Here is a 24,625-nt window from a genome sequence, read left to right on the forward strand (position 1 = left end):
AGCCGCGCCTACTCCGGCGACCGGCACGCGGCGGGATCGAGCGCCGGCGAGTCGGTGTCGGAGGGCGGGGCGTCGGGCGTGGTGGTCGGCGCGGCCGGCGTGCTCGGCCGGCCGCTGACCGGCGCGCTCGCACTCGCGCTGACGGTCGGAGCGGGCGACACCGGGCCGGTGGTCGGTGTCGGGTCGGTGGTGGTGGCCACGGCGCTCGGGCTCGGCGGGCAGACGGGCTTGAGGTTCGGGTTCGACGGGTCGTCGCTGGTCAGTTCGGCCAGTCGGCGCTCGGCGTCGGGCTCGCTCTTGGCCGGGATGCCCTGCTTGACCTGTTCCTGGGCGGCCAGCGTCAGGTCCTCCAGCTCCGCCGGGCTGGTCGAGTGCACGGTCGACAGGTCGATGCCGGCGATCTCGCCCCGGATGCCCCGGAACACCGCGACCTCGCCGTTCTCGGTCGCGCCGACGTAGTACTGCCGCTGGGTGTAGCTCCAGCCGCCGAAGACCACACCACCGGCGAGGACCAGCAACGCCAGCGACATGGCGGCGGCCCGTACCGGCCGGCGCCTCGGGCGCTCCGGTTCGTCGTCGGCACTGGCCGACGGCTCCTCGGGGGCCGGCGGGCGGGGCGCGGAGAGGGCGGACGCGCGGGCGGCCGGCGTGGAGACGTCGGCGGAGGTCGCCATGCCCCGGTCGCGGGCGGCGGCGCCGCCGACGATCGGGCTCGCCTCGACGATGTCCTGGTCGGTGGCGTCCGCGATGATCACGGTGATGTTGTCCGGGCCGCCGCCGCGCAGGGCGAGCTGCACCAGCCGCTCGACACACTGCTGCGGGTCGGCGTACTCGCGCATCGTCTCGCCGATGGTCTCTGCACTGACCACGCCCGAGAGGCCGTCGCTGCAGATCAGGTAGCGGTCGCCGGGGAGCACCTGGCGGACGCTGTATTCCGGGTCGATGTCGCGGCCGTCGAGCGCCCGGGTGAGCAGCGACCGCTGCGGGTGGCTGCTCGCCTCCTCGGCGCTGATCCGGCCCTCGTCGACGAGCATCTGGACGTACGTGTCGTCCTTGGTGATCTGCGCGAACTCGCCCTTGCGCAGGAGGTAGGCCCGCGAGTCACCGATGTGGACCATGCCCAGCTTGCTGCCGGAGAAGAGGGTCGCGGTGAGCGTGGTGCCCATCCCCTCCAGCTGGGGGTTGGCGTCCACGGTGTCGCGGAGCTGCTGGTTGGCGGTGCCCACGGCCGAACGCAACGCGTCGACGAGGGCGTCACCCGGGACGTCCTCGTCGAGCGGCGCCATGGCACCGATGACGATGTTGCTGGCGACGTCACCGGCGGCCATGCCGCCCATGCCGTCGGCGACGGCGAGGAGCCGCGGCCCGGCGTAGACGGAATCCTGGTTACCGTCTCGGATCAGACCGCGGTCGCTGTGGGCCGCATAGCGCAGGGTCAGAGTCATGGCCGTAATTCGAGAGAAGTGCGGCCGATCCGGATCGGCACGCCGAGGGGGACGGGGGTTGGTCCGGTGACCTTAGCGCGATCCAGGTATGTGCCGTTAGTCGAGCCGAGGTCCTCGACGAACCACTGGCCGTCGCGCGGCACCAGACGGGCGTGCCGTGCCGAAGCGTAGTCGTCGGTGATCACGAGGGTCGAGTCCTCGGCGCGGCCGATGGTGATCTGCGCTTCGCCGAGGGTGATCCGGGTGCCCGCCAGTTGACCGGCGGTCACCACCAGCTGGTGGGCGGCCCTGCCGCGCTTCGTCTTCGCCGGCTTCGCCGACTGCCCGAGCGACGCGCCGACCGCCCGGGGGGCGGCCACCAGCCGGCCGGACCGGGCACCCGCGAAGAGGTCCCGGCGGATCACGCCGACCACCGTGAACACGAAGATCCACAGCAGGATGAGGAACCCGAACCGGGCGACGGTGATGACGAGCTCCGGCAAGGGGTCAGCCGTCCACGCGGAAGGTCAGCGTCGTGGTGCCGAGCTGGATCATGTCGCCGGGGTTGAGCGCGACGGCGGAGACCCGCTGGCCGTTGACCATGGTGCCGTTGGTCGACCCGAGGTCGGTCAGCACGACCTGGCCGCCGTCGAAGTCCAGCCGGGCGTGTCGCCGCGAGATCCCGACGTCGGGCAGGCGCAGGTTGGCCTGGTCGCCACGGCCGATCACGGTCGAGCCCATCTGCAGAGGGTAGGTGCGCCCGTCGCCGGAGACCAGCCGCACGTTACGGCCGCCGCCGTGCCCGGGCGGCGGACCGTAGCCGCCACCCTGGTCGTACGCCGGGTAGGCGGGCGGGCCCGCGTCGTAGCCGGGCGCCGAGACCGGGGCGACCTCGCCGCCGGTGTAGACCTCGGCGGTGACCCGGAACATCCCCGTGTCCAGCCCCTCGCCGCGTTCGATCTCGACGATCACGTCGCCGTAGACCGTCCAGGCCTGCTCGCCGATGAACTCCGCCTGCGACTGGGCCAGTTCCTGGGCCAGCGCGGCAGCGTACGGCGCCAGACGACTGTGGTCGTAGGGCGAGAGATCGATCACGTAGCGGTTGGGCACCAACGTGCGCCCACCGGCCAGGATCGCCTTGTGCGCCTCGGCCTCCCGCTGCATGGCGTTGAGGATCTCCACGGGGTGGACCACCCCTTTGAAGACCTTGGCGAAGGCCCCCTCGACCAGGCCTTCCAGACGCTTCTCGAAGCGTTGCAGCACGCTCACCGGCTCCTCCTCGGGTCCCGAGGACATGATGGTATCCGGCCGGCGCGCGCGCAGCTCACACGCCGCTCGGCCGTCTGACGGCGGCCCGTTCGGGCGGGCCGATAATGCCGTGCTACTCTTTCGTCCGCCACGAACGGTAACCGCTCCTCGGACGGTAACCGATCGGCACAACGACCACGGACCGGGTAGGATGTCCGGGGCCCGCTGGAGACAGCAGGACCGGCACAGACTACAGTGTTCGAGGTCAAGCCACGGGGAAGTGGCGGAATGGCAGACGCGCACGGTTCAGGTCCGTGTGCCCGAAAGGGCGTGGGGGTTCAACTCCCCCCTTCCCCACCAATACGCGAGGGCTCCGCAGCGATGCGGGGCCCTCGCGCTGTATCGGGGCGTGCCGTACGTCACGCTATGCTCCGATGGTTTCTGCCTCCGATGGACCAGGAGTGGCGTGTGAGTGTCGCGTTCGTGACCGGGTCGGGCGGTCTGATCGGCTCCGAGGCGGTCCGGCACTTCGCCGGCCTCGGTCTCGAGGTCGTCGGCATCGACAACGACATGCGGCAGGAGTTCTTCGGCGAGGAGGCGTCCACCGCGTGGAACGTCCGGCGGCTGACGGACGAGCTGGGGTCCGCGTACTCGCACCACAGCATCGACATCCGGGACCGGGCCGCGCTGGCCAAGCTCTTCGAGCGGTACGCCACCGACGTCGCCGTGGTCATCCACACCGCCGCCCAGCCGTCGCACGACTGGGCGGTACGCGACCCGTTCACCGACTTCGACGTCAACGCCGCCGGCACGCTCAACATCCTGCAGAACGTGCGCGAGCACTGCATCGAGGCGCCGGTCATCCACTGCTCCACCAACAAGGTCTACGGCGACCGGCCGAACAGCCTGCCCCTGGTCGAGCTGGAGTCCCGCTGGGAGATCGAGCCGGGGCACCCGTACGAGCAGGGCATCCGTGAGGACATGTCCATCGACGCCTGCCTGCACTCGATCTTCGGCGCCTCCAAGGTGGCGGCCGACGTCATGGTGCAGGAGTACGGCCGCTACTTCGGCATGCGGACGGCCTGCTTCCGGGGCGGGACGCTGACCGGCCCGGCGCACTCCGCGACGGAGCTGCACGGCTTCCTCGGCTACGTCATGCGCGCCAACATGGAGCGCCGGACCTACAAGATCTTCGGTTACCAGGGCAAGCAGGTCCGCGACGCCATCCACAGCTCGGACGTGGTCTCCGCGTTCGAGGCGTTCTTCCGCAACCCGCGCTCGGCGGCGGTCTACAACCTCGGCGGCGGACGGCACTCGAACACCTCGAACCGCGAGGCGTTCACGCTCGCCGAGCAGATCACCGGCCAGGAGATGGTCACCGAGTACGTCGAGGCCAACCGGATCGGCGACCACAAGTGGTGGATCGGCTCGAACGAGGCCTTCCAGGCCGACTACCCCGAGTGGAAGCAGGTCTACGACGTGCCCATGATCATGCGGGAGATCTACGAGGCCAACGTCGACAAGTGGGTGCCGGCGTCATGACCGGGAAGGGCAAGCGGAACGTCCTCGGTGTGCTGGTCGACGCCACCGACTACGCCGCGGCGACGGAGCAGGTGGTGGCGGCCGCGCAGGAACGCCGCCCGCTGGCGCTGACGGCGCTGGCCGTGCACGGCGTGATGACCGGGGTGCTCGACCCGGCGCACAACGCCCGGCTGAACTCCTTCGACGTGGTGACTCCCGACGGGCAGCCGGTGCGCTGGGCGCTCAACCTGCTGCACGGCGCGGGGCTCACCGACCGGGTCTATGGCCCGACCCTGACCCTGCACGTGCTCTCCCGGTTCGCCGACGAGGGGCTGCCGGTCTACCTCTACGGCTCGACCGAGGAGACCCTGGCGAAGCTCATCCCGGCGCTGGAGCGGATGTTCCCGGCGCTGAAGATCGCCGGCATCGAGCCGTCCAAGTTCCGGGCGGTGCAGCCGGGCGAGGACGTCGAGATCGCCGACCGGATCAGGGCCAGCGGGGCCCGGCTCGTGCTGGTCGGGCTGGGCTGCCCGCGCCAGGAGGTCTTCGCGTACGCCATGCGGCCGCTGCTGGACATGCCGCTGATGGCGGTCGGGGCGGCCTTCGACTACCACGCCGGCCTGCTGCGCCAGCCCCCGCCGTGGATGCAGCGGGCGGGCCTGGAGTGGTTCTGGCGCCTCGGCCTGGAGCCGAAGCGGCTCTGGAAACGCTACGTGATCCTCAACCCGGCCTACCTGACCCGGCTCGCCGGCCAGAAGACGGGGCTGTGGAAGGCGAGGCCGCCGGCCCCGGCCACCGAACGCCCCACCAGCTTCGCGGTCTGACGCCGCGCCACCGGCAAGGAAGGGCCCCTTCCCGTCGCTCCCGCGACGGGAAGGGGCCCTTCGCACCGGACTAGAGGGTGAGCGTCCAGGTGTTCAGGTAGCCGGTGTCGCCCGAGTAGGCGTCGCGCACCCGCAGCTGCCAGGTGCCGTTCGCCGCCTCGCTCGACAGGTTCGCCGTGTAGGTGGTGTTGATGTTGTCCGCGCCGTCGAAGTAGCTGCTGTTCTTCAGCCGGTAGGTCGAGCCGTCCGGCGCGACCAGGTCGATGACGATGTCACCGCGGTAGGTGTGCACGATGTTCACCGCGACGGTGGAGGCCGACGAGGCGTTGCGGGCACAGCCGGTGATCACGATCGCGCTGTTCACCGCGACGTTCGTGTCCGGGATCGCGACGTCGGTGCCGTTGGTGCCGGAGCAGCCGCCACCGGTGCCGGTGACCGTCAGCGAGTAGGTCGCGGTCTTGCTGCCGGAGGTCGCGGTGCCCGTCACGGTCACCGGGTAGGTGCCGGGCGGCGTGCTCGCCGAGGTGCTGATGGTCAGCGTCGAGGAAGCACCCGAGGTGACGGTGGCCGGGCTGAACGAGGCGGTGGCCCCGGACGGCAGCCCGCTGGCCGACAGGCTCACCGACTGGGCGGAGCCGTTGGTCGTGGCGGTGCCGACGGTGGCGGTCACCGAGCCGCCCGGCGCGGTCGAGCCGGAGGTCGGCGAGACCGAGACGGAGAAGTCGTTGGTCGGCGGCGGGGTGTCGCCGTTGACGACGTAGAGCAGCTTGTTCGGCGAGCCGGTGCCCGGGCTGGTCACCGCGTTGTCGGTGGCGTTGTTCACCAGGTAGTCGCGGACCTGCTGCGGCGTCCAGGACGGGTTGGCGCTGGCCACCAGGGCCGCCGCGCCGACCACGTGCGGGGTCGCCATCGAGGTGCCGCTGATCGTGTTGGTGGCGGTGTCGTTGGTGTACCACGCCGAGGTGATCGACGAGCCCGGCGCGAAGATGTCCAGGCAGGTGCCGATGTTGGAGAACGACGAGCGGGCGTCGGTGTTGGTCGTCGAGCCGACCGTGATGCCCTCCGCGGTGCGGGCCGGCGAGGTGTTGCAGGCGTTGCCGCCGGAGTCGTTGCCCGCCGCCAGGCCGTAGCTCACGCCGGAGTTGATCGAGTTGCGTACGGCGGTGTCGAGCGAGGTGTTCGCGCCGCCACCGAGGCTCATGTTGGCCACGGCCGGCTTCACCGCGTTGGCGGTCACCCAGTCGACACCGGCGATGACGCCGGCGTTCGTGCCGCTGCCGGAGCAGTTCAGCACCCGTACGCCGACCAGCTGGACGCCCTTGGCCACGCCGTACGCCGAGCCGCCGACGGTGCCGGCGACGTGCGTGCCGTGCCCGTTGCAGTCGTCGGCCGAGCCGCCGTCGACGGCGTCGTAGCCGGAGACGGCCCGCCCGCCGAAGTCGCTGTGGCTGAACCGGATGCCGGTGTCGATGATGTAGGCGTGCACGTTGCTCGCCGTGTTCGGGTACGTGTAGGAGCTGTTCAGCGGCAGGGCCCGCTGGTCGATCCGGTCCAGGCCCCAGGAGGGCGGGTTGGTCTGCGTACCGGCGATGGAGACGGTGTGGTTCTGCTCGACGTACGCCACGGCGGGATCCGCGGCGATGCGGGCGGCGGCCTTGGCGTTCACCTTGACCTCGAAGCCGCGCAGTGCGGCGCCGTAGGTGCGGGCGACGGCGCCACCGTGCCGGCCGACCAGGCGCTGCGCGGTGTCACCGACGCTGCTGGTGGCGACCGAGTTGTCCTTGAAGACGACGATGTAGCTGTCGGCCACGGCGGTGGCACCGCCCGCGGCGCGGATCGTGCCCACCGGTTCGGCGGCCATGGCGGGGGCGGCGGTGGCCACCATGGCCAGCGTGGCCACCCCGACGAGTACGGACCTGCGTGGAAGACCCATCTTCTACTCCCTCCGACCGGCACCGACCGTCCACTGCTCGTGACGAGTGAATCGATGAATGCCGATCAGGCTGAGGGTAGGGGGACGTAAAGAGGAATTCAAACATGTCGACTTGCCCATAACACCGGGAAGATGGCCCCTAGGGGAGACGGTTGCGGGACGAACCGGGGACCAGCCCGGATTCACGATCGTCGAAAACGGGCAAGGCTGTCCGTCATGGAGAACCACCTCGCCGTCCTGCTGCCGCTGACCGCCGTCTGGCTCGTCGCCGGTTGGCTCGCGGACGGGCTGCCCCGGCTGGACCACGCCCGGGCCCTGCGTCGGCGTACCGGATGGGTGCTCGCCCTGACGCTGACCGGCCTGGGGCTGACGGCCGCCGTGCTGGTCGCGGGGCTCTCCAGCGCCGACGCGACCCCGGCGGACCGGGCGGCCGCCGGTCTCACCCTCGCCGCCGCCCCCGCGCTCGTGGTCGCGGCCTGCACGCTGCGCCGGGTACGCCGGCTGCGAGCCGGCGCGGGCGCGCTCTCCTCGGCGTCGCGGACCCCGGCGCCGCACGGCCTGCGAGCCTCCGCCGCGCACCCGTTGATCGGGCTGCCGGTGCAGCTCACCGGCCTGGCGATCCTGCCGGCGGTGGCCGCGGCGAGCGTCCCGGACCTGCTGTCCCGGCCCGGCGTGACCGGCCCGGCCGTCACCGTGGGCGTGCTGGGCGTCGCCGCCATCGGCGTACGGCACGCGCTGCGACACAACCGGCTCGTCGAACGGGCCGTGCCGGCGCGGCCGGCGTCACCGCGACCGGCCGGGGCCCTGCACGTATAGCAGTTCCAGGATCGCCCGGGTCGCCTCGAACCACCGGTCGAGCCAGCCCGGCGGGGGGACGCTGCCCTTCGGCGGCAACTCCATCAGCAGCCCGCGCAGCAGCGGATGGTCGACCAGCGACTCGGCCGGCTCCACCGACCAGCTGCCGGTCGGGAACGACGGCTCGGTCAGCGGGTTGGGATCCAGCGAGGGCAGGGAGAGCGGCGGGCCGGACTGCTCCGGCGGGGCGGCCGGGGTCTCCCTGCCGCCGATCTCGGTGTCGGTCGACACCACCTCGGTGAGGACGGTGTCCCGGCGTGCCCCCCGGTACTTGCCCCCGAACCGTTCCGGCTTGCCCGGCCCGTTGGTGAGGTTTTCTGACCCGATCGTCGTCATCCGTCTCGCCTGCCTCGCTCGGTTGCCGATCCGTGCGGCGGGTTGTCGACCAGCGCCGTATCGAGGGGTACAACGACACGGGACCCGATGTGGCGACGCCGACGGCGACACGTCTTCGTGGCCGGCCCGGAAGCGGGCACGACGATGCCCCCGCCCGGCTCCATCGCCGGACGGGGGCATCGGTCGCATCCCGGTCCGTCAGCCCTTGTCGAACACACCGCCCCTGGTGCCGGCGACGAAGGCGTGCCAGTCACCCGGGGCGAAGACCAGGGCCGGGCCCGTCTTGTCCTTCGAGTCCCGCACGCCGACCGCCCCCGTCACGTACGCCACCTCCACGCAGTTGTCACAGTTCGGCCCGCTCTTCGAGCTCTTGAACCACGTCGCCTGCGTCAGGTCCACGGGGAACCCCTTGGTCGCCACTTCCACAACGGCTCCTCTGCCAGTTTCGCGATGTGTGCGATGGACTCCTCCGGACGAATGGCCGCCGCTCGGATGTGATCAAAGATGAAGCTGTACTTCTGCAGTTCGTCACTCTTCTCCAGGAAGAGCCCACCCGTGGCATTCTCCGCGTACACGACATCCGGATCACCGGGCTCAGGGAAGCTGAGGATCGTGAAGGTGCCGTCCATGCCGGCGTGCGCCCCCACCTCGAAAGGCAGGATCTGGAGCGTCACGTTCGGCAGTTCCGCCACCTCGACCAGGTGCTTGAGCTGGTCACGCATTACCTCGTCCCCGCCCACCGGACGGCTCACCACCGCCTCATCGAGCACCACCCACAGATCGACCGGATCATCCTGCGTCAACAACGACTGACGGCCCAGACGGACACGCACCCGTTGCCGTACCTGGTCGGGCGTGAAGTCGGGCCGGGCGGCCCGGATCATCGCGCCCGCGTAGTCCTCGGTCTCCAGCAGCCCGGGCACCACCTGCTGCTCGTACGCCCGAATCGAGCTGGCCGCCGCCTCCAGCCCGACGTACGCGCCGACGAGCACCGTGCTGTAGGGGTGCCACCAGCCCTTCTGCCGCGCTTCCCGGGCGATCTGCACCAACTCGTCGCTCTCGGCGCCCACCACGCCGTAGATCCGCAGCATGTCCCGCACGTCGCGCGGCGTCGCCGTGGTGTGGCCGGTCTCGATCCGCGAGACCTTCGACGCCGAGCACTCCAGCTGCTCGGCGACCACCTCGATGGTTATCCCGGCCGACTCCCGCTGCCGACGCAGTTCGGCGCCGAGGCGACGGCGTCGGATGGTGGGGCTGCGCCGCTCGCTCACGGGATCACCTCGACAGGTCTCACCCCGGTCCACCTCCGCATCGCCGTGCGCCACTCTCGTCACCCGCCAGGGGCGCGGCCGTCGTGCGGCGGGCGTCGTTCGCGGCGTGGGGTGGTGCCGGTCATCGGCCGGCCGCGACGGGCGAAACCGGACCCCAGTGTGCAGGGCAGACGTGAAGGGCTTCAAGCGCCGGTTTGCGCGAGCCGCTCACGTATCGGCAAAAGTCGACGTGCAACTTGCATGAAGCACGTCGCTGATGCACTCTGTCCGTATGGCACGGGCTACTCACCGTCTCCGTCCGCTTCCAGACCGTGGTGACCCCACGGTCTGCGGGCCGCGCGGCGGTAGGGCCGCCCGACAGTCGACAACCAGACCTGCCCCGGGTTGATGACCTCGCCGCTGCACGTCAGTTGGCTGCGGCGGCGGGAGCGGTACCCGGAGCAGCCGGGTGCTGGTCGGGTGGCGGTCCGCCACCAGCGGGTACGGCCCGACCATCACCACCCACGACACCGGTCCACGAGGCACCACCCGCCACGGGCCATCGACGTCCCCCGACCCTCACCGCCGGCCCGTCCGCCGGCCGACCCTTCCCAGGAGCCCATGTGCTTCCCCGCTCCGGTGACGTACTGCACGTGACTCGCGCGGCGAGTGTCCAGTTCCTCAGACCCATCATGTTCCGGGTCATCCGGGTGCTCGACTGGCCGACCTACGACGGCTGGATCTGGCTCGAAGGCTACGAGTTGAACGCATCGGGGGACGCGGTCAGCCGGCGATCGATCTTCGTCCAGCGGGAGGGGCTGCGCCACCTGCGGTCGGCCCCCGAGCCGCGTCCGCACACCGTGCGCACGGCCCGCCGGCCCGTCGCCCGTACCCCGGTCCGGGTGGGCTGACCTGCGCGATCGGCAGCTGTGGGGCGTGCCGTCGCCATAGGATGAGGTACGCCCACCCCGGCACGCTCCACCCCGCGCCTCCAGGACCCCGAACCTGGGATGGCCATGGTCAATCTGCCCGCCGCGCGGCGGCACCACCGCTCCCGTATCGCCTACGCCTTCGGACTCCTGGCGCTGTTCGGCGCCGCCACCACGATGGTGGTCGTGGTCCGCGACCCCGCCCTCTCGTCCACCACGCGACTGACCACTCCGGTGCCCGCGCCGGAGATCACGGTGGTCGACGAGGGCCCGCCCGACGACGACTGGTCGTACGACGACACGTCGGACGACCTCGACGACCCGTACGCCCTGGGCAGACCGGACGAACGGGACGCGCTCGGCGCGGCCGACGGGTCCGGACCTGCCGCCGCCGGGACCGGGGTTCCCTCCGACGCGCCGGGTGACACCGCGCACGCCGCCCGCCCCGCACCGGACGACGTCCGCCGCTCCCTCTTCTGGTCCGGCATCTTCGGCCTGGCCATCTCACTGGCCGGGCTGGGCATGGTCGGGACGAGACGGCGCATGTGGTGACCCGACGGCGAGGTCAGCGGCTCACCGGGTGGCGGTCGGTTCGACCGACGGCGTGACGCCGCCGGTCGGCGAGGTGGCGGCACGGGCCACCACCAGCGTCACCTCCCCGTCCTCCGGCACCAGCTCGCCCGCCTCCGGCTCGGTACGCAGCACCGTGCCGGCCGGGCGGTCGGACGTCTCGTACTCCACCCGGTGGCTCAACCCGACGTCGTCCAGGATGGCCTGCGCCGTCGCCAGCGGCAGGTTCACCACCGGCGGCATCGGCAGTTGGGCCGGCGCCGAGGGCGAGGGGGACGCCGAGGGCGACGAACTGGTGGGGGCGGCCGAGGTCGGCGCGGCGGTGGTCGGCGACGCGCGGGTCACCGACGGCGACGGCGACGGCTCGGGCCCGCTCGGCTCGTCGTCCCCCGGCTGGAGGGCCAGCCACAGGCCGACGCCGAGCAGGCCGACCAGCAGCAGCACGATCACGCCCCACAGGATCGGCAGCCACCAACGCCGCGAGCCCTGCTCCTCGGCGTACCACTCGGCCTCCGACTGGTCGGCCGGCCCGGCGGGACGTACCTCCGCCCGGCCCGACCAGACCGCCGGCCCGGAGCGCTCCGGCGGGGGCAGCGGCCGGGTCCGGTCGTCGTGTTCCCCGGCGGGCGGTTCCTGGCGGTCGTCGCTCATGCCGGCACTCCGCTCCGCTGCGTGCCGACCTGAGACACCACCACACTGTGCCGACGATTCGTTCGCTGACGCTCACTCATGGCGCGTCCTCTCCCGGCCCAGGCGGGCGTCGTGGGCCCCTGACCGCCAACCTAGCGGTCCCCGGGGCCATCGGCCGGGATCAGCGTGCCGGACGCTCCGTCAGGGTGTCGGGGAGGGTGATCCGCCGTCCTCGGGCGCGTCGCCGCACCAGATCGACACCTGGTCGTTCCAGCGGCCCGCGCTGTCGCCGGCCGGGTCCTGACGGCTGACGGTGCCGGTGCGACCCGAGGGGTACTGCGGGTAGAAGCCCTCCTCCACGAGGTCGTCCGCCGCGTCGTCGCAGTCGTCGCCCACCACGTCCGGCACGGTGGCGGCTGGTGCCGGACCGCTCACGTAGAGCGTCACGGTGCGCCCGGGCTGGATCTCGGTGCCCACCTGCGGGGAGGTCCGCTCCACGGTCGTCCCCGTGCCACGGCCGAAGACGAGCCGCCAGCCCAGCCGCTTCTCACGCAGCTCGTCGCGGGCGTCCTCGAAGTCCTCGCCGACGACCGCCGGGACCGTCAGCCCGGCAGGGCGGCTCGGTGCGGTCGTCCGGGGAGCCGCCGCCGGCGCGGATTTGCCCGGGGTCGGGCGGTCCGCGGCGGGAGCGCTCGTGGCGGGCAGATTCTCCGCCGCCGTCGGCGGTGGGTCCGACGAATCGTCCCCGCCGGCGAGCAGCCAGCCGCCCGTCGCGCCGACGGCGGCGAGCACCACGACGGCCAACCCGCCCCTGAGCAGCACCGTCGACCGGTCCGACCCGGCGTCGTCCCTCGCGCCCGTCGCCTCGTCCGTCATACGCCCACCCCGCCTCGATCATCGGCGACCGTACCCGCTCCCGTCGGCGCGCTGGGCCCGGGGCCGACCGTCACGACTCGCCGCGCCGACCACGGGACGTTACGCTCCCCCGCATGGCCAGACAGGGCTGGGGAGCATCGATCGCGACCGCTGTCGGCGTCGCCGCCGGCGCGGGCGCGGCCCAACTGGGCTTCGGCTACGGGCTGGGCATCATCAACTGGGCACCGGCGGACGCGACCGCCGGCGCGACCGCCTGGGTGGCGGGCCTGATCTGGGCCACCTGGATCACGGCCACCTCGACCGTCTTCGGCGCGGTCTTCGCGCAGCGGCTGCGCGACCGCGCCCCGGCCCCGGCCCCGGACCCGGATTCCGTCGACGCGACTGCGGCCGGACCGGCCGGCGGCGTACTCGGCTCCGTCGTGCTCGCCGGGGCCGCCGGGCTGGGCGCGCTGATCACCGTGCTGCTGGTGGCCGTACCGGCCCGGGAGGCGGTGACGCTGGCGGACACCGACTCGCCCCGCAACGTCGCGGCGGTCTACGCGGCGGTCGGCGTGCTGATCGGGGTGTTGACGGCCGTCTGGGCGCTGCGCTCGCGCGCCGCCGCGAACAACGTGATCGCCACCGTCGGCTGGCTCTGGTTGCTCGCCGTGATCGCCGTCGTGGACGGCGTACTGGCCGGGCGCGGCCTGACCAGCGCACAGCTCGGCATCTGGCAGCTCGGCCCCGACGACGGGCGCTACTGGATCCGCGACTACTTCTACTGGCCGGGCGCGCTGTTGTCCCTCGGCTCCGCGCTGGTGATCGGTGCCCTCGCCGCCAGCCGGGACGCCCGGGATCCCGACCGCCGCGTCGGGGCCGCCGTCTCGGGTGCGGCCGGGCCGCTGCTCGTCGCGATCGCCTACTTCCTGGCGGTGCCGAGGCTGACCGCGATCAGCCCGGAGCAGGTGTCGGCGCACCTGATCGCACCGTACGCGGTGATCATCGGGGTCGGCGGCGCCGTCCTGGTCACCGTCCTCGCCCAGCGGGCCGCCCGACGGGCCGCGGCCCGGGGGCCGGTACGGGTGCCCCGCCAACGCACCGGCGAGCCCGTCGAACCCGATTCGGGACAGCACTCCGACGACGCCGACGCGCCGACCGATGCCACCGGCAGCGGCACGGTGGCGGACGGCAGCGGCGCTCCCGCGACGTCCGACGACAGCGACACCGGGTCCGGGCGCAGCGGCACCGCCAAGGCGCCCGCCCGCAGCCGCGCCGGCACGCGTCGAGCATCGACCGCCGCGGACCGGGTCACCGCCGCGACGGGCAAGGCGACGTCCGCCGAACGCGAACCGGCGCCGCTTCCCGCCACCGGAAGTCCTGCGGCCCCGTCCGGCGGAGGGCTGCCCACCCCGGCCGCCGAGGACGGTACGCCGGCGTCGACGGGCGCACCCGCCGACGACCCGGCCGAGGACGACTCTCAGCCCACCGGCCGCCGTACCCGGTCCGGCCGCCGCACCCGCTGAACGCCGGCCTGGTCGGGAAGCCCGGCGGGGAAGCGCCCGGTCCGGCGACCCCGGGCGCTGCGTGCTCCGCCGCCCGGGCGGGACGGCCTCGGCGTCGTACGTCCGCAGGTGCCCTCGGTGACGAAGTCGAGGCCGGCCGTCAGTCGACGGGCCAGGTGTGCACGGGCTCGTTGCTGCGCTGCAACTCGGCGTAGCGCTGCACCATGTGGTGCAGGGCGGCCTTGCGGTCCATGCCCCGATGCCGCTCGGCCGACCAGACCGCCTCGGTCTGCCAGACGGCACCGTTGCGGCCCGTACGACAGCGCTGCTCGATGATGTCCAGCAGCCGGTCGCGTTCGGCCGGGGCCACCCCGAACCGGTCGAGCCCGGCGGCGGCGCTCGGCAGCAGCACGTCCAGGACCAGCTTGGTCACGGGCACCTCGCCGAGGCGGGGCCAGTGCAGGACCGCCTCCATGCCGCGTCGCGCGGCGGCGTGGAAGTTCTCTTCCGCCGAACTGAAGGTGAGTTGGCTCCAGATGGGCCGTTCCGCCTCCGCCAGTCCGCGCGCCAACCCGAAGTAGAAGGCGGCGTTGGCCAGCATGTCGACCACGGTCGGACCGGCCGGCAGCACCCGGTTCTCCACGCGCAGGTGCGGGCGGCCGTTCATGATGTCGTAGACCGGCCGGTTCCACCGGTAGACGGTGCCGTTGTGCAGGCGCAGCTCGCCCAGCTCCGGTACGCCGCCGCCGTGCAGGACCTCGACCGGGTCCTCGTCCTCGCAGATGGGCAGCAACGGCGGGAAGTAGCGGACGTTCTCCTCGAAGAGGTCGAAGATCGAGGTGATCCAGCGCTCACCGAACCAGACCCGGGGGCGTACGCCCTGCGCCTTCAGCTCGTCCGGCCGGGTGTCCGTGGCCTGCTCGAACAGGGCGATGCGGGTCTCCGCCCAGAGCTGCCGCCCGTAGAGGAAGGGCGAGTTGGCGCCGACGGCCACCTGCACGCCGGCGATCGCCTGGGAGGCGTTCCAGTAGTCGGCGAAGCTGTCGGGGGCGACCTGGAGGTGGAACTGGAGGCTGGTGCAGGCGGCCTCGGGCGCGATCGAGTCGGTGTGGGTCTGGAGGCGTTCGACGCCCCGGATGTCGAGCTCGATGTCCTCACCCCGGGCGCCGACGATCTGGTCGTTGAGCACCCGGTAGCGCTCGTTGGTGGAGAGGTTGTCCTCCACCAGGTGGCGCTCGGTGAGGGTGGGCAGGATGCCGACCAGGACGATCTTCGCGTCCGACTTGGCGGCCCGCTCGTCGGCGCGGGAGAGGCTGGCCCGCAGGTCCTGCTCGTAGTCGGCGAACCCGGTGCCCTCGATCAGCCGGGGCGGCGCGTTCAGCTCCAGGTTGAACTGGCCCAGCTCGGGTTGGAAGAGCGGATCGGCGATGTCGGCGAGGATCTGGTCGTTGCGCATCGCCGGCTCGGCCGCCGAGTCGACCAGGTTCAGCTCGATCTCCAGCCCGGTCATGGGCCGGTCGGCGTCGAAGCCGAAGTCGTCCAGCATCAGGGCGAAGACGTCCAGGCACCGCCGGACCTTCTGTCGGTAGCGGACCCGGTCCTCCCGGGAGAAGGCGCCCTGCTCGACGTCCCTGCCCATGTTTCCTCCCGGCGCGAGGCGCAGTCGGACCGTGTCGGTCCGGGTTAGCGCGTGGTGAACCCTCCACGTTAGGAGTGTCGGCGTCGTCGGGACCAGAGGAGGTCCCGGCGGTCCCACGGCCGGGACGACCGGGTTCCGGTCGGCGGACGCGCTCCTGGCGGCATCTCTACCCAGCCCACACCGTCGGGCACCGGAGTGGACCGCGAATGGGCCGTGACGAATTACACCCCGGGCGGCGGCGCTCGTCCCGCGTACACGCGTCGGGCCCGCGCCGTGGTGCGGCGCGGGCCCGGCAGAGGTACGACGGATCAGGCCTGGCGGACGGCCTCGCCCTCGATCTCGATCTTGATCTTCTTGCCGACCAGCACGCCCCCGGTCTCCAGGGCGACGTTCCAGGTCAGGCCGAAGTCCTCGCGGTCGATCTCCGTGGAGGCGGAGAAACCGAAGATGTCCTGCCCGAACGGGCTGCGGCCGACGCCCTCGAACTCGACCTCCAGCTCGACCGGCCGGGTGACGCCCTTGACGGTCAGCTCGCCGGCGAGGACGAACTCGTTGCCGTCGCGGGACTTCACGGCCGTGCTGCGGAACTCCAGGGTCGGGAAGTTCTCGACGTCGAGGAACTCGGGGCTGCGCAGGTGCGCGTCCCGGTCCGCCTGGTTGGTGTTGATGCTGGCCGCCTGGATGGTGGCGCTGACCGAGGACTGCATCGGGTCCTCGGCGACGGTGATGGTGGCGCTCGCGTCGGCGAAGTCACCGCGTACCTTGCTCACCATCATGTGCCGGGCGACGAAGCCCACGCGCTTGTGTGCCGCGTCCAGCAGGTAGGTGCCGGCGGTCGGGATCGTGAGGCCTTCCCAGTCGCGGGTAACCGGTGCGGTGCTGCTGGTCATGGAAACTGCCCTCCGTGGGAAAATTGTTTAGTAGCCCAACGACTGCCACAGCAACTATAGGCACAACAATATTCCTCCTGTCAAGTACTGCTACGATGGGCGCGTGGACCAGAACGTGTTCGACGACCCCCGGATCACCGCCGTCGGCCTGCTCGTCGAGGCGCACGCCGGGCTTTCGGCCCGGTTCGCCGCCCAGTTCGAGGAGCACGGCCTCTCACCGGTCGAGTTCGAGGTGCTGACCAGACTCGCCCGATCTCCCGGCAACCAGTTGCGGATGACCGACCTGGCCGCGCAGACCTCGCTCTCGACCAGCGGCGTCACCCGCGTGGTGGACCGGATGGAACGCGACGGGCTGCTCGTCCGCCGCGCCTGCCCCTCCGACCGGCGCAGCTCGTTCGCGGTCGTCACGGCCTCCGGACTGCAACGCCTCGACGAGACCCTGCCCGGGCACCTGCAGATCATCGAGCAGTGGTTCACCGGCCAACTCGACCCGGAGGCCCTGGCAGCCCTGCTCGACGGGCTGCGCCGGGTCCGCGACGCCGTGCACCCCGGCGCCACCGCCGGAAGCACCGGCGCCGACCACGACGGGGCCGGCTCGCCGTCCTGAGCGTTTCTGGGAGCCGTCGGCACCGGCAGAAAGAGCGGCAGAACTGCCGTACCCACGGGACGATAGGCGAGCAAACCGGGCGGAGTCGCGTGCGTGCGGTGGCTACTCTTCGGGCAGTGGGGACGCACCGGGGGGTGACGGCGCGGGCGACGAGCGAGGGGTAGCAAGAGGGGCTTCGTCGTCCGCGCCACCCCCGGTTCGCCCCACGAGGCGACCCGCACCGCGCTGACCCGGCATCCCCGCGCCATCCGGCGTCCGGCTCGCGGTCCACGCCCCCAACAGCTCCTCCTCGTGTGGCAGCAGCCGCACACCGCACCGCCGGCAGGCCGCGTCGAGGCGGTCCAGCACGGCGGGATCGCCCGTGCTGGCGGCCAGCCCCACCAACGCCTCCACCACGTCACGCCGGTCCTGGCCGCCGGCACCCGCCTCGGCCGCGGCGGCGAACCACTCCGCCGCCAGCTCACGATCGCCCCGGCGCAGAGCCAGGTTCCCCTCGATCAGCGCGCAGATCCCGTCCTCCGGGCGCGCCTCGGGTGCCGTCGGGCCCGGCAGGCGCCCCGGCGACCACACCTCCCCCTGCCACGGGACGGGCGACCCCGGAAGCGGGCGCAGCTCGGCCAGCACCTCCACCGCCTCGACAACACGATCGTCGCGGGCCAACGCCAGCCCCACCGTGCCGAGCACCCGGCGGCGGTGGCCCGGGTCGCCCAGATCCGACAGCGCCGCCATCACCCGCCGACCCGCCTCGACGGCGTCGGCGTACCGGCCCTCCAGGCGGGACACCTCGGCGAGGTTGGCCCGGGCCAGCACCCGCAGCCGCTGTTCCCCGTCCTGCGCGGCGAGCCGGTCGACCGTGGCCAGCCGGCGCCGGGCAGCCGCCAGGTCGGCGACCCGGATGTCGTGCCAGGCCAGGTTGTTCTGCGCCACCGCCATGTCCCGGACCCGCCCGTGCCGGACGGCCAGCGCGAGCACCGCCTCGGCCTGCGTCCGCGCCTCGTCGTGCTCGCCGAGGCCGACGAGGAGCGCACAGAGCACCGTGCGCGCCGCCAGTTCGCCGGTGACGTCGCCGGCCTCCCGGAACGCCGCCAGCGCCTGCCGCGCCGCCGGCAGTTCCTCCGCCCCGGCGCCGTGCTCGGCGGCGAGCCGGGCCACCCCGAGGGACGCCCACGCCCGCAACACCGGAGCCACGTCGGCGGTACGCGGATCCGCCAGCAGCCGCCGCAGCCACTGCCGGCCCGGCACGTCCCGCCCCCGGAACCGCCACCACCGCGGCAGCGCCGCCGCCAGCCGCAACGCGGTCAACGGGTCGTCGACGGCGGCGTGCGCCAGGGCGGAGCTGATGTCGCCGGTCACCTCGTCCAGGCGGTGCACCGCCGCCGGCAGGTTGGCGCCGACAAGCTCCGGCGCGGTCCGATTGACCAGCCGGGCGACGACCTGCGCGTGCCGGCGTCGGATCGCCGTCAGCTCGCCGACGCCGGTCGCCTGCTCGGCGGCGAAGTCGCGTACGGCGTCGAGCAGGCGGAACCGGAACGGCCCGGTGCCCCGGACGCTCAGCAGGCCGAGTTCGACGAGCCGGTCGAGCAGCGGGACCGGGTCCACGACCACCGTCCCGTCGGTGTCGGCGGGATCGGCGAGCATCTCCTCGGCCAGCTCGACCGACCAGCGGTTGCCGAAGGCGGCCAGCCGGCGTAACGCGGCCCGCTCGTCGGGGGCGAGGAGGCGGTAACTGACGGCCACCGCGTCCCGCAGGGTCTCCGCCACCGCTGTCCGCGGGCGCTCCGGGCGGCGCTCCGTCGTGTCCCAGCCCGGCCGGTCGGCCGCCGCCGACGAGGTGGCCAGGTCGAGCACGCGGTCGCCGTACCGGTCGAGCAGTTCGTTGAGGTCGAGGATCCGGCCCCGCGCCGCCATCAGCTCGATGGCGAGCGGAAGCCCGCCGAGGCGGCGTACCAGGGCCGCGAGGGCGGGCAGCTCGGCGGGGCCGGGCGGCTCCCGGCGGACCTGGGCGAGCCGGGCGGTGAAGAGTGCCACGGCGGGATAGCCGGCCAGCGCCGGCAGGCCCTCCCGTTCGCTGCCCGGAGGCGGTACGTCGAGCGGGCAGACCGGCCACACCCGCTCCCCGGGCAGGCCGACCGGGTGCCGGCCGGTGACCAGCACCCGCAGCGACGGCACGGCAAGGGCGAGCCGGTGCACCGTCTCGGCGACCGAGTCGGGGGCCCGCTCGGCCGCGTCCACGAGTAGCAGCGCCGGCCGGCCGTGGAGGCGCGCGGTCAGCTCCGGCAGCCGGGCGACGCCGAAGACGGCGACCGAGGCGGCGAGCACGTCGGCGGCGTCCGAGCCCTCGCCGACGAGCACGCCGGCCGCGCCGCCGGGATGGTCGGCGGCGACGGCGTGGGCCACCGCCAGGGCCAGCGCGGTCTTGCCGACGCCGGCCAGCCCGACCAGGCTGACCAGCCGGGGCCCGTGCCCGTCGGTGAGCAGCCCGACCAACTCGGCCAGGTCGCCGTCCCGACCGACCAGCGCGACCGGGGGCGGGATCGCGGCCGGCGTACCGGTGAGGTGGTCGGGGTCCACGCTGGCCGGCGGGGCGCCGCCGTGGGTGACCGGCGGGGCGGCCGGGACCGGGCCCCGGGCGGCGGTCAGGAACACCGACCGGGCGGTCCCGGCCAACTCCAGCGCGCCGGCGAGCAACTCGACGGTGGTGCGCTGCGGCCGGGACGAGTGGCCCCGTTCCAGGTCGCGCACCGTCCGGACGCCCACCCCGGCACGGTTCGCCAGCTCGGCCTGGGTCAGGCCGGCGGCGAGCCGGTGCCCGCGCAACAACTCCGGCAGTCCGGTACGCCCGCCCGGTTGGGACGAACGATCACGATCCGGGGTCATGGGCAGGAAGGGTACGGACGGGGTACGACCGACGGCAGACGATCGTCACACTGCCGACGCAGCGGTACGGATATCCGACAGCGGCCCGGACGGACGGCCACGAGCGGCGGGCCCGGTGGCGCGGTGGGGGCCTGCCCCACGCCAGCGGGCCCGGCGCCGTCACATGCCCAGATCGCGCGCAATGATCATGCGTTGCACCTCGGACGTGCCCTCGCCGATCTCCAGGATCTTGGAGTCGCGCCAGAACCGGGCCACCGGGTACTCGTTCATGAAGCCGTAGCCGCCGTGGATCTGGGTGGCCTCGCGGGCGTTGTCCACCGCGATGGTGCTGGCGTGCAGCTTGGCGATCGCGGCCTGCCGCTTGAACGGCTCGCCGGCGAGCATCCGCGCCGCCGCGTCGTAGTAGGCCAGCCGGGCGGTGTGCGCCTTCATCTCCATGTCGGCGATCTTGAACTGGATCGCCTGGTAGTTGCCGATGGGCTGGCCGAACGCCTGGCGCTCCTTCGCGTACCGGACCGACTCGTCGACGCAGCCCTGGGCGAGGCCGACGGCCAGGGCGGCGATGGCGATCCGCCCCTCGTCGAGGATGCGCAGGAACTGGGCGAAGCCCCGGCCGCGCTCGCCGAGCAGGTTCGCCGCCGGCACCCGGCAGTCGTCGAAGGTCAGCTCGTGGGTGTCGGAGGCGTTCCAGCCGACCTTGGAGTAGCCCGGCGCGACGGTGAAGCCCGGCGTCCCGGAGGGCACGATGATGGTGGACAGCTCCTTGGAGCCGTCCGGGCGGGTGCCGGTGACCGCGGTGACGGTCACCAGCGCCGTGATGTCGGTGCCCGAGTTGGTGATGAACGCCTTGGAGCCGTTGATCACCCACTCGTCGGTGGACTCGTCGAGCACCGCGCGGGTCTGGGTGCCACCGGCGTCCGAGCCGGTGCCCGGCTCGGTCAGCCCGAAGCCGGCCAGCGCCTCGCCGCTGAGCAGCTTCGGCAGCCACTGCGCCTTCTGCTCATCGGTGCCGAAGCGGTAGATCGGCATCGCGCCCAGCGAGACCGCCGCCTCCAGGGTGATCGCGACGCTCGAATCGACCCGGGCCAGCTCCTCCAGCGCGAGGCAGAGCGCGAAGTAGTCGCCGCCCATGCCGCCGTGCTCCTCGCCGAAGGGCAGGCCGAACAGGCCCATCTTGCCCATCTGCCGGATCACCTCGTACGGGAAGGTGTGCTTCTCGTAGTGCTCCGCGATGACCGGGGCGACCACCTCGCGCGCGAATTCCCGCACGCTCTCCCGCAGCGCCTCTTGCTCCTCGGTGAGCCGGAAGTCCATGGAATCCTCCTGTGTGGATGGGCCGCCGGGCGCTCGTGACGCCGGGAACGGGCGGGTCGCTGGTGCGGGCCCGCGCCGGCCGCGTGGGCCGGCGACGGGATCAGACCGGGGTGACGCCGTGCCGGCGCCGGGAGAAGTGCCGCTCCTTGGTGCGGGCGGCGGCGAACCGGCGGACCAGCTCGGCGCGCAGCTCGTGCGGCTCGACGATCGCGTCGACCACCAGTTCGCTGGCGAGCCGGACCACGTCGATGTCGCGCTCGTACTCCTCGCGCTTCGCGGCCACGAACGCGGCCCGCTCGGTCTCGTCCCCGATCGCCGCGATCTTGTTGGCGTAGACCGCGTTGACCGCCGCCTCGGCGCCCATCACCGCGATCTTGGCGGTGGGCAGCGCGATCGTGGCGTCCGGCTCGAAGCCCGGCCCGGCCATCGCGTAGAGGCCGGCGCCGTACGCCTTGCGGACCACCACACAGATCTTGGGTACGGTCGCCTCCGAGATCGCGGTGATCATCTTGGCGCCGTGTCGGATGATGCCCTGCTTCTCCACCGCGCTGCCGACCATGAACCCGGGCACGTCGGAGAGGAAGAGCAGCGGCACGTTGAACGCGTCGCAGAGCTGCACGAAGCGGGTCGCCTTGTCGGCCGAGTCGACGAAGAGCACGCCGCCCTTGAACATCGAGTTGTTGCCGACCACGCCGACGACCTCGCCGTTCAGCCGGCCGAAGCCGATGGTCAGCTCCTTGGCCCAGAGCGCCTGGATCTCGAAGAAGGAGCCGTCGTCGAGCAGGCCCTTGACGTACCGCCGCATGTCGAACGCCTGCCGCTCGCTCGCCGGCACCAGCGCGGCCAGGTCGGCCTTCTCGGGCGTCGCGACGGCGGGCGCGGCCGGCGGCGCCTGCGTCCAGTTGGTCGGCAGGTAGGACAGGTAGCGCTTCACCACGTCGAGGGCGTCGGCCTCGGTCTTGCAGAGGAAGTGCCCGACGCCCGACTCGGCGCAGTGCACCTTGGCGCCGCCCATGGCCTCCAGGGTGGTCTTCTCGCCGGTGACCATCTCGACCATCCGGTCGGAGCCGAGGTACATGCTGGCGTTGCCGTCGACCATGGCGACCACGTCGCAGAACGCCGGGATGTACGCCCCGCCGGCCGCGCTCGGCCCGAACAGCGCGCAGACCTGCGGGATGGCGCCGGAGGCGCGGACCTGGTTCCAGAAGATCTTGCCGGCGCCACGGCGGCCGGGGAAGAGGTCGACCTGGTCGGTGATCCGGGCGCCGGCCGAGTCGACCAGGTAGACCATCGGCACGCTGGTCGAGTAGGCCCGCTCGATGATCCGGATGATCTTCTCGACGGTGCGGGCGCCCCAGCTGCCGGCCTTGACGGTGGAGTCGTTCGCCATCAGGCAGACCGGGCGGCCGTCGATGGTGGCGGTGCCGGTCACCACGCCGTCGGCCGGAAGCCCCTCGGCCATCGCGTTGGCGTAGAGGCCGTCCTCGACGAAGGAGCCCTCGTCCACCAGGAGCGCGACCCGCTCCCGGGCGAAGAGCTTGCCCTTGGCGGCGTTCGCCGCGTGGTACTTGTCCGCACCGCCGGCCCGGGCCCGCTTGCGCAGCTGCTCCAGTGCCTCACCGTCGAGCGTCACGCCGACTCCCTCGCCACCTGAGCCGGTCACCGCGCGGGCGGACCGACTGACCTGAACGATCGTTAGGCTAGCGCATCCGCGCGACGCCCGGCGACCCACGGCGGCGACCGACCGGGTCCGCGCCACCGCCCCGGGGCGGCCCAGGGGGCGTCACCCGGTCCCGCCGCTCAAGGGCATTGAAAATCATGAATCTTTATGGCTAGGCTCCTGACACCCCCTCCTCCCGGATCGGAGTCAGCGATGACCTCACGACTCAACCGGCTCGCGGCCGCGTTCGCCGCGACGGCGCTAGCCACCCTCGGCGTCACGGTCGCCAACCCGGCGCCCGCGTCCGCCGCCATGACCATCTGCTACAACACCAGCCAGGCGGGCAGCTTCGCCAGCACCGCCAACCAGGCCGCCTCGATCTGGAACAACGCCACGTCGAACCTGACGCTCACGGCGAACTGCGGCTCGAACCTGCGGATCTACCAGATCACCGGCGGCGGCTCGTACGCCGTGCGGACCAGCCTCGGCAACGGGCGGGTCTACATCGACACCCAGCAGGCCCAGCAGTACAGCCCGCTGCGGATCATGACCCACGAGATCGGGCACATCCTCGGCCTGCCCGACAACTACAACGGCAACTGCGCGCTCCTGATGTCGGGCGGCAGCGCCGGCACCAGCTGCACCAACCCGTACCCGAGCACCACCGAGGCGAACCGGGTGACCAGCCTCTTCGCCGGCACCTTCAGCGCCAACCGCACCGAGTCGCAGATCTTCAGCGACAGCTGGCCGAGCATGCTCACCACCGTGGGCTGACCGACCGGTACGACGGAGGGGCCGGCACGACGCCGGCCCCTCCCGCCTGTGGTCAGCCCGGCAGCGGCGTCAGCCGGGTACGCGGGCCCGCGCGCAGCACCCCGGACGGGAGCTGCCTGCCGACCAGCCGCTCGGCCAGCTCGGCCGCCTCGACGAGGGCGGACAGGTCGATGCCGGTGTCGACGCCCATGTCGTGCAGCATGTGCACCGCCTCCTCCGTGGCCAGGTTCCCGCTGGCCCCCGGCGCGTACGGGCAGCCGCCCAGGCCCCCCACGCTGGCGTCGAACTCGGTCACCCCCAGCTCCAACGCGGTCAGCATGTTGGCCAGCGCCGTGCCCCGGGTGTTGTGGAAGTGCAGCAGCACGGGAATGTGCGCGTTGCGGTCGCGTACCGCCGTCAGCAGCTCGCGGACCCGCCGGGGCGTACCCATGCCGGTGGTGTCGCCGAAGGCCACCCGGTCGGCGCCGTCGCGGACCACCCGGTCCACGATGGCGGCCACCCGGGCCGGGTCGACGTCCCCCTCGTACGGGCAGCCGAAGCTGGTCGCCACGATCACCTCGGCCTGCGCGCCGGCGCCGTGCAGCAGGTCGATCAGCTCGGCGATGTCCTCCAGCGACTCCTCCGTGGAGCGGTTGACGTTGCGCCGGTTGTGCGTGTCGCTGGCCGAGACCACCACCTCGATCTCGGTGAATCCGGCGGCCAGGGCCCGCTGCGCGCCCCGGGTGTTCGGCACCAGCGCCGAGTAGCGCACGCCGTCGGCCTTCGCGGCCCGCTGCCACACCTCGTCGGCGTCGGCCATCTGCGGGATCGCCTTCGGGTGCACGAAGGAGACGGCCTCGATCCGCTTCACCCCGGTGGCCGAGAGCGCGTCGAGCAGCCGCACCTTGGCCTCGGTCGGGATCGGCTCCTCGTTCTGGAGCCCGTCGCGCGGCCCGACCTCCCGGATCGACACCGCTGCTGGCATCTGACTCATGGTCACCTCGCTGT

General features: G+C 72.6%; 22 protein-coding genes, 1 tRNA gene and 1 pseudogene. 9 read left to right on the forward strand and 15 right to left on the reverse strand.

Annotation, left to right across the window (positions count from 1 at the left end; genetic code table 11):
• Positions 1-8: 8 nt before the first annotated feature.
• Genes ACGFIG_RS20450 through ACGFIG_RS20460 form a run of 3 tightly spaced genes read right to left on the reverse strand, consistent with a single transcriptional unit; the run spans position 9 to position 2,720 of the window.
• Positions 9-1,445 carry a protein phosphatase 2C domain-containing protein gene (locus tag ACGFIG_RS20450; protein ID WP_393005047.1) on the reverse strand — a complete coding sequence of 479 codons (1,437 nt, stop codon included), beginning with the start codon at positions 1,443-1,445 and terminating at the stop codon, positions 9-11.
• Complete coding sequence (locus ACGFIG_RS20455; protein ID WP_393005049.1) at positions 1,442-1,927, reverse strand: FHA domain-containing protein; 486 nt, start codon at positions 1,925-1,927, stop codon at positions 1,442-1,444. The genes ACGFIG_RS20450 and ACGFIG_RS20455 overlap by 4 nt, the downstream gene beginning before the upstream one ends.
• A 4-nt stretch (positions 1,928-1,931) precedes the next feature.
• Positions 1,932-2,720 carry a DUF3662 and FHA domain-containing protein gene (locus tag ACGFIG_RS20460; protein WP_088996759.1) on the reverse strand — a complete coding sequence of 263 codons (789 nt, stop codon included), beginning with the start codon at positions 2,718-2,720 and terminating at the stop codon, positions 1,932-1,934.
• Between the two features lie 226 nt (positions 2,721-2,946).
• Between ACGFIG_RS20460 and ACGFIG_RS20465 the strand changes: the two genes are divergently transcribed.
• The 3 genes from ACGFIG_RS20465 to ACGFIG_RS20475 all read left to right on the forward strand — a co-directional run bounded on the left by ACGFIG_RS20465 (position 2,947) and on the right by ACGFIG_RS20475 (position 5,017).
• A tRNA-Leu gene (locus ACGFIG_RS20465) sits at positions 2,947-3,032 on the forward strand.
• 66 nt (positions 3,033-3,098) lie between these two features.
• On the forward strand, positions 3,099-4,214 hold the full coding sequence (locus ACGFIG_RS20470) for an NAD-dependent epimerase/dehydratase family protein (protein WP_393005051.1): 1,116 nt from the start codon (positions 3,099-3,101) through the stop codon (positions 4,212-4,214).
• Complete coding sequence (locus ACGFIG_RS20475; protein ID WP_393005053.1) at positions 4,211-5,017, forward strand: WecB/TagA/CpsF family glycosyltransferase; 807 nt, start codon at positions 4,211-4,213, stop codon at positions 5,015-5,017. The genes ACGFIG_RS20470 and ACGFIG_RS20475 overlap by 4 nt, the downstream gene beginning before the upstream one ends.
• 70 nt (positions 5,018-5,087) lie before the next feature.
• On the opposite strand, the gene ACGFIG_RS20480 is transcribed toward ACGFIG_RS20475, so the two are convergent.
• Positions 5,088-6,950, reverse strand: a complete 1,863-nt coding sequence (locus ACGFIG_RS20480) for a S8 family serine peptidase (RefSeq protein WP_393005055.1) — start codon at positions 6,948-6,950, stop codon at positions 5,088-5,090.
• Positions 6,951-7,166: 216 nt separating this feature from the next.
• On the opposite strand from ACGFIG_RS20480, the gene ACGFIG_RS20485 reads away from it, so the two are divergent.
• Complete coding sequence (locus tag ACGFIG_RS20485) at positions 7,167-7,766, forward strand: hypothetical protein (RefSeq protein WP_393005057.1); 600 nt, start codon at positions 7,167-7,169, stop codon at positions 7,764-7,766.
• On the opposite strand, the gene ACGFIG_RS20490 is transcribed toward ACGFIG_RS20485, so the two are convergent.
• The 3 genes from ACGFIG_RS20490 to ACGFIG_RS20500 all read right to left on the reverse strand — a co-directional run bounded on the left by ACGFIG_RS20490 (position 7,734) and on the right by ACGFIG_RS20500 (position 9,412).
• Complete coding sequence (locus ACGFIG_RS20490; protein WP_393005059.1) at positions 7,734-8,141, reverse strand: hypothetical protein; 408 nt, start codon at positions 8,139-8,141, stop codon at positions 7,734-7,736. The genes ACGFIG_RS20485 and ACGFIG_RS20490 overlap by 33 nt on opposite strands.
• A gap of 198 nt (positions 8,142-8,339) precedes the next feature.
• Positions 8,340-8,561 carry a DUF397 domain-containing protein gene (locus tag ACGFIG_RS20495; RefSeq protein ID WP_357866662.1) on the reverse strand — a complete coding sequence of 74 codons (222 nt, stop codon included), beginning with the start codon at positions 8,559-8,561 and terminating at the stop codon, positions 8,340-8,342.
• Positions 8,531-9,412, reverse strand: a complete 882-nt coding sequence (locus ACGFIG_RS20500) for a helix-turn-helix domain-containing protein (RefSeq protein ID WP_393005060.1) — start codon at positions 9,410-9,412, stop codon at positions 8,531-8,533. The genes ACGFIG_RS20495 and ACGFIG_RS20500 overlap by 31 nt, the downstream gene beginning before the upstream one ends.
• Before the next feature lie 602 nt (positions 9,413-10,014).
• On the opposite strand from ACGFIG_RS20500, the gene ACGFIG_RS20505 reads away from it, so the two are divergent.
• Both ACGFIG_RS20505 and ACGFIG_RS20510 read left to right on the forward strand, forming a co-directional pair.
• On the forward strand, positions 10,015-10,302 hold the full coding sequence (locus tag ACGFIG_RS20505; RefSeq protein ID WP_393005062.1) for a hypothetical protein: 288 nt from the start codon (positions 10,015-10,017) through the stop codon (positions 10,300-10,302).
• A gap of 99 nt (positions 10,303-10,401) precedes the next feature.
• Positions 10,402-10,872, forward strand: a complete 471-nt coding sequence (locus tag ACGFIG_RS20510; protein WP_393005064.1) for a hypothetical protein — start codon at positions 10,402-10,404, stop codon at positions 10,870-10,872.
• 21 nt (positions 10,873-10,893) lie between these two features.
• On the opposite strand, the gene ACGFIG_RS20515 is transcribed toward ACGFIG_RS20510, so the two are convergent.
• On the reverse strand, positions 10,894-11,541 hold the full coding sequence (locus tag ACGFIG_RS20515) for a PASTA domain-containing protein (protein WP_393005066.1): 648 nt from the start codon (positions 11,539-11,541) through the stop codon (positions 10,894-10,896).
• Between the two features lie 180 nt (positions 11,542-11,721).
• Positions 11,722-12,396, reverse strand: coding sequence for a PASTA domain-containing protein (locus tag ACGFIG_RS20520; protein ID WP_393005068.1), 675 nt, complete (start codon positions 12,394-12,396; stop codon positions 11,722-11,724).
• A 113-nt stretch (positions 12,397-12,509) separates the two neighbouring features.
• On the opposite strand from ACGFIG_RS20520, the gene ACGFIG_RS20525 reads away from it, so the two are divergent.
• The gene (locus tag ACGFIG_RS20525; RefSeq protein WP_393005070.1) at positions 12,510-13,898 is read left to right on the forward strand and encodes a hypothetical protein; all 1,389 of its coding nucleotides are present in this window, start codon (positions 12,510-12,512) and stop codon (positions 13,896-13,898) included.
• A gap of 139 nt (positions 13,899-14,037) precedes the next feature.
• Here the strand turns inward: ACGFIG_RS20525 and ACGFIG_RS20530 are convergent, their stop codons facing one another.
• Positions 14,038-15,516: a glutamate--cysteine ligase gene (locus ACGFIG_RS20530; protein WP_393005072.1), complete on the reverse strand. Its 1,479-nt coding sequence runs from the start codon at positions 15,514-15,516 to the stop codon at positions 14,038-14,040.
• Positions 15,517-15,824: 308 nt separating this feature from the next.
• Positions 15,825-16,406, reverse strand: coding sequence for a YceI family protein (locus ACGFIG_RS20535; protein ID WP_393005074.1), 582 nt, complete (start codon positions 16,404-16,406; stop codon positions 15,825-15,827).
• 103 nt (positions 16,407-16,509) lie between these two features.
• Here ACGFIG_RS20535 and ACGFIG_RS20540 point away from each other — a divergent pair, with 103 nt between their 5' ends.
• Positions 16,510-17,013: a MarR family winged helix-turn-helix transcriptional regulator gene (locus ACGFIG_RS20540; RefSeq protein WP_393005076.1), complete on the forward strand. Its 504-nt coding sequence runs from the start codon at positions 16,510-16,512 to the stop codon at positions 17,011-17,013.
• A gap of 596 nt (positions 17,014-17,609) precedes the next feature.
• On the opposite strand, the pseudogene ACGFIG_RS20545 reads toward ACGFIG_RS20540, so the two are convergent.
• The 3 genes and pseudogenes from ACGFIG_RS20545 to ACGFIG_RS20555 form a co-directional block, all read right to left on the reverse strand.
• A pseudogene (locus ACGFIG_RS20545) lies at positions 17,610-19,890 on the reverse strand (ATP-binding protein); the annotation flags it as partial.
• 159 nt (positions 19,891-20,049) lie between these two features.
• Complete coding sequence (locus tag ACGFIG_RS20550; RefSeq protein WP_393005078.1) at positions 20,050-21,204, reverse strand: acyl-CoA dehydrogenase family protein; 1,155 nt, start codon at positions 21,202-21,204, stop codon at positions 20,050-20,052.
• 100 nt (positions 21,205-21,304) lie between these two features.
• Entirely contained in the window at positions 21,305-22,837 is a 1,533-nt protein-coding gene (locus tag ACGFIG_RS20555) for an acyl-CoA carboxylase subunit beta (protein WP_393005080.1), read from the reverse strand.
• A 240-nt stretch (positions 22,838-23,077) separates the two neighbouring features.
• Here ACGFIG_RS20555 and ACGFIG_RS20560 point away from each other — a divergent pair, with 240 nt between their 5' ends.
• Positions 23,078-23,638 (forward strand): snapalysin family zinc-dependent metalloprotease, encoded by a 561-nt coding sequence (locus ACGFIG_RS20560; RefSeq protein ID WP_393005082.1) that lies wholly within the window; start codon positions 23,078-23,080, stop codon positions 23,636-23,638.
• Positions 23,639-23,690: 52 nt separating this feature from the next.
• On the opposite strand, the gene ACGFIG_RS20565 is transcribed toward ACGFIG_RS20560, so the two are convergent.
• Positions 23,691-24,602: a hydroxymethylglutaryl-CoA lyase gene (locus tag ACGFIG_RS20565; RefSeq protein WP_393005084.1), complete on the reverse strand. Its 912-nt coding sequence runs from the start codon at positions 24,600-24,602 to the stop codon at positions 23,691-23,693.
• Positions 24,603-24,625: the final 23 nt, after the last annotated feature.

The sequence above is a fragment of the Micromonospora sp. NPDC049048 genome (genome assembly GCF_043197615.1).
In the GTDB taxonomy this organism is placed as follows: Bacteria; Actinomycetota; Actinomycetes; order Mycobacteriales; family Micromonosporaceae; genus Micromonospora.

Bases quoted from the DNA above. Each gene is read 5' to 3' on its own strand.
- ACGFIG_RS20550 (WP_393005078.1), bottom strand. From the start codon at position 21,204: ATGGACTTCCGGCTCACCGAGGAGCAAGAGGCGCTGCGGGAGAGCGTG.
- ACGFIG_RS20510 (WP_393005064.1), top strand. From the start codon at position 10,402: ATGGCCATGGTCAATCTGCCCGCCGCGCGGCGGCACCACCGCTCCCGT.
- ACGFIG_RS20480 (WP_393005055.1), bottom strand. From the start codon at position 6,950: ATGGGTCTTCCACGCAGGTCCGTACTCGTCGGGGTGGCCACGCTGGCC.
- ACGFIG_RS20460 (WP_088996759.1), bottom strand. From the start codon at position 2,720: ATGTCCTCGGGACCCGAGGAGGAGCCGGTGAGCGTGCTGCAACGCTTC.
- ACGFIG_RS20525 (WP_393005070.1), top strand. From the start codon at position 12,510: ATGGCCAGACAGGGCTGGGGAGCATCGATCGCGACCGCTGTCGGCGTC.
- ACGFIG_RS20560 (WP_393005082.1), top strand. From the start codon at position 23,078: ATGACCTCACGACTCAACCGGCTCGCGGCCGCGTTCGCCGCGACGGCG.
- ACGFIG_RS20475 (WP_393005053.1), top strand. From the start codon at position 4,211: ATGACCGGGAAGGGCAAGCGGAACGTCCTCGGTGTGCTGGTCGACGCC.
- ACGFIG_RS20450 (WP_393005047.1), bottom strand. From the start codon at position 1,445: ATGACTCTGACCCTGCGCTATGCGGCCCACAGCGACCGCGGTCTGATC.
- ACGFIG_RS20530 (WP_393005072.1), bottom strand. From the start codon at position 15,516: ATGGGCAGGGACGTCGAGCAGGGCGCCTTCTCCCGGGAGGACCGGGTC.
- ACGFIG_RS20535 (WP_393005074.1), bottom strand. From the start codon at position 16,406: ATGACCAGCAGCACCGCACCGGTTACCCGCGACTGGGAAGGCCTCACG.
- ACGFIG_RS20565 (WP_393005084.1), bottom strand. From the start codon at position 24,602: ATGCCAGCAGCGGTGTCGATCCGGGAGGTCGGGCCGCGCGACGGGCTC.
- ACGFIG_RS20490 (WP_393005059.1), bottom strand. From the start codon at position 8,141: ATGACGACGATCGGGTCAGAAAACCTCACCAACGGGCCGGGCAAGCCG.
- ACGFIG_RS20515 (WP_393005066.1), bottom strand. From the start codon at position 11,541: ATGAGCGACGACCGCCAGGAACCGCCCGCCGGGGAACACGACGACCGG.
- ACGFIG_RS20520 (WP_393005068.1), bottom strand. From the start codon at position 12,396: ATGACGGACGAGGCGACGGGCGCGAGGGACGACGCCGGGTCGGACCGG.
- ACGFIG_RS20470 (WP_393005051.1), top strand. From the start codon at position 3,099: ATGCTCCGATGGTTTCTGCCTCCGATGGACCAGGAGTGGCGTGTGAGT.
- ACGFIG_RS20485 (WP_393005057.1), top strand. From the start codon at position 7,167: ATGGAGAACCACCTCGCCGTCCTGCTGCCGCTGACCGCCGTCTGGCTC.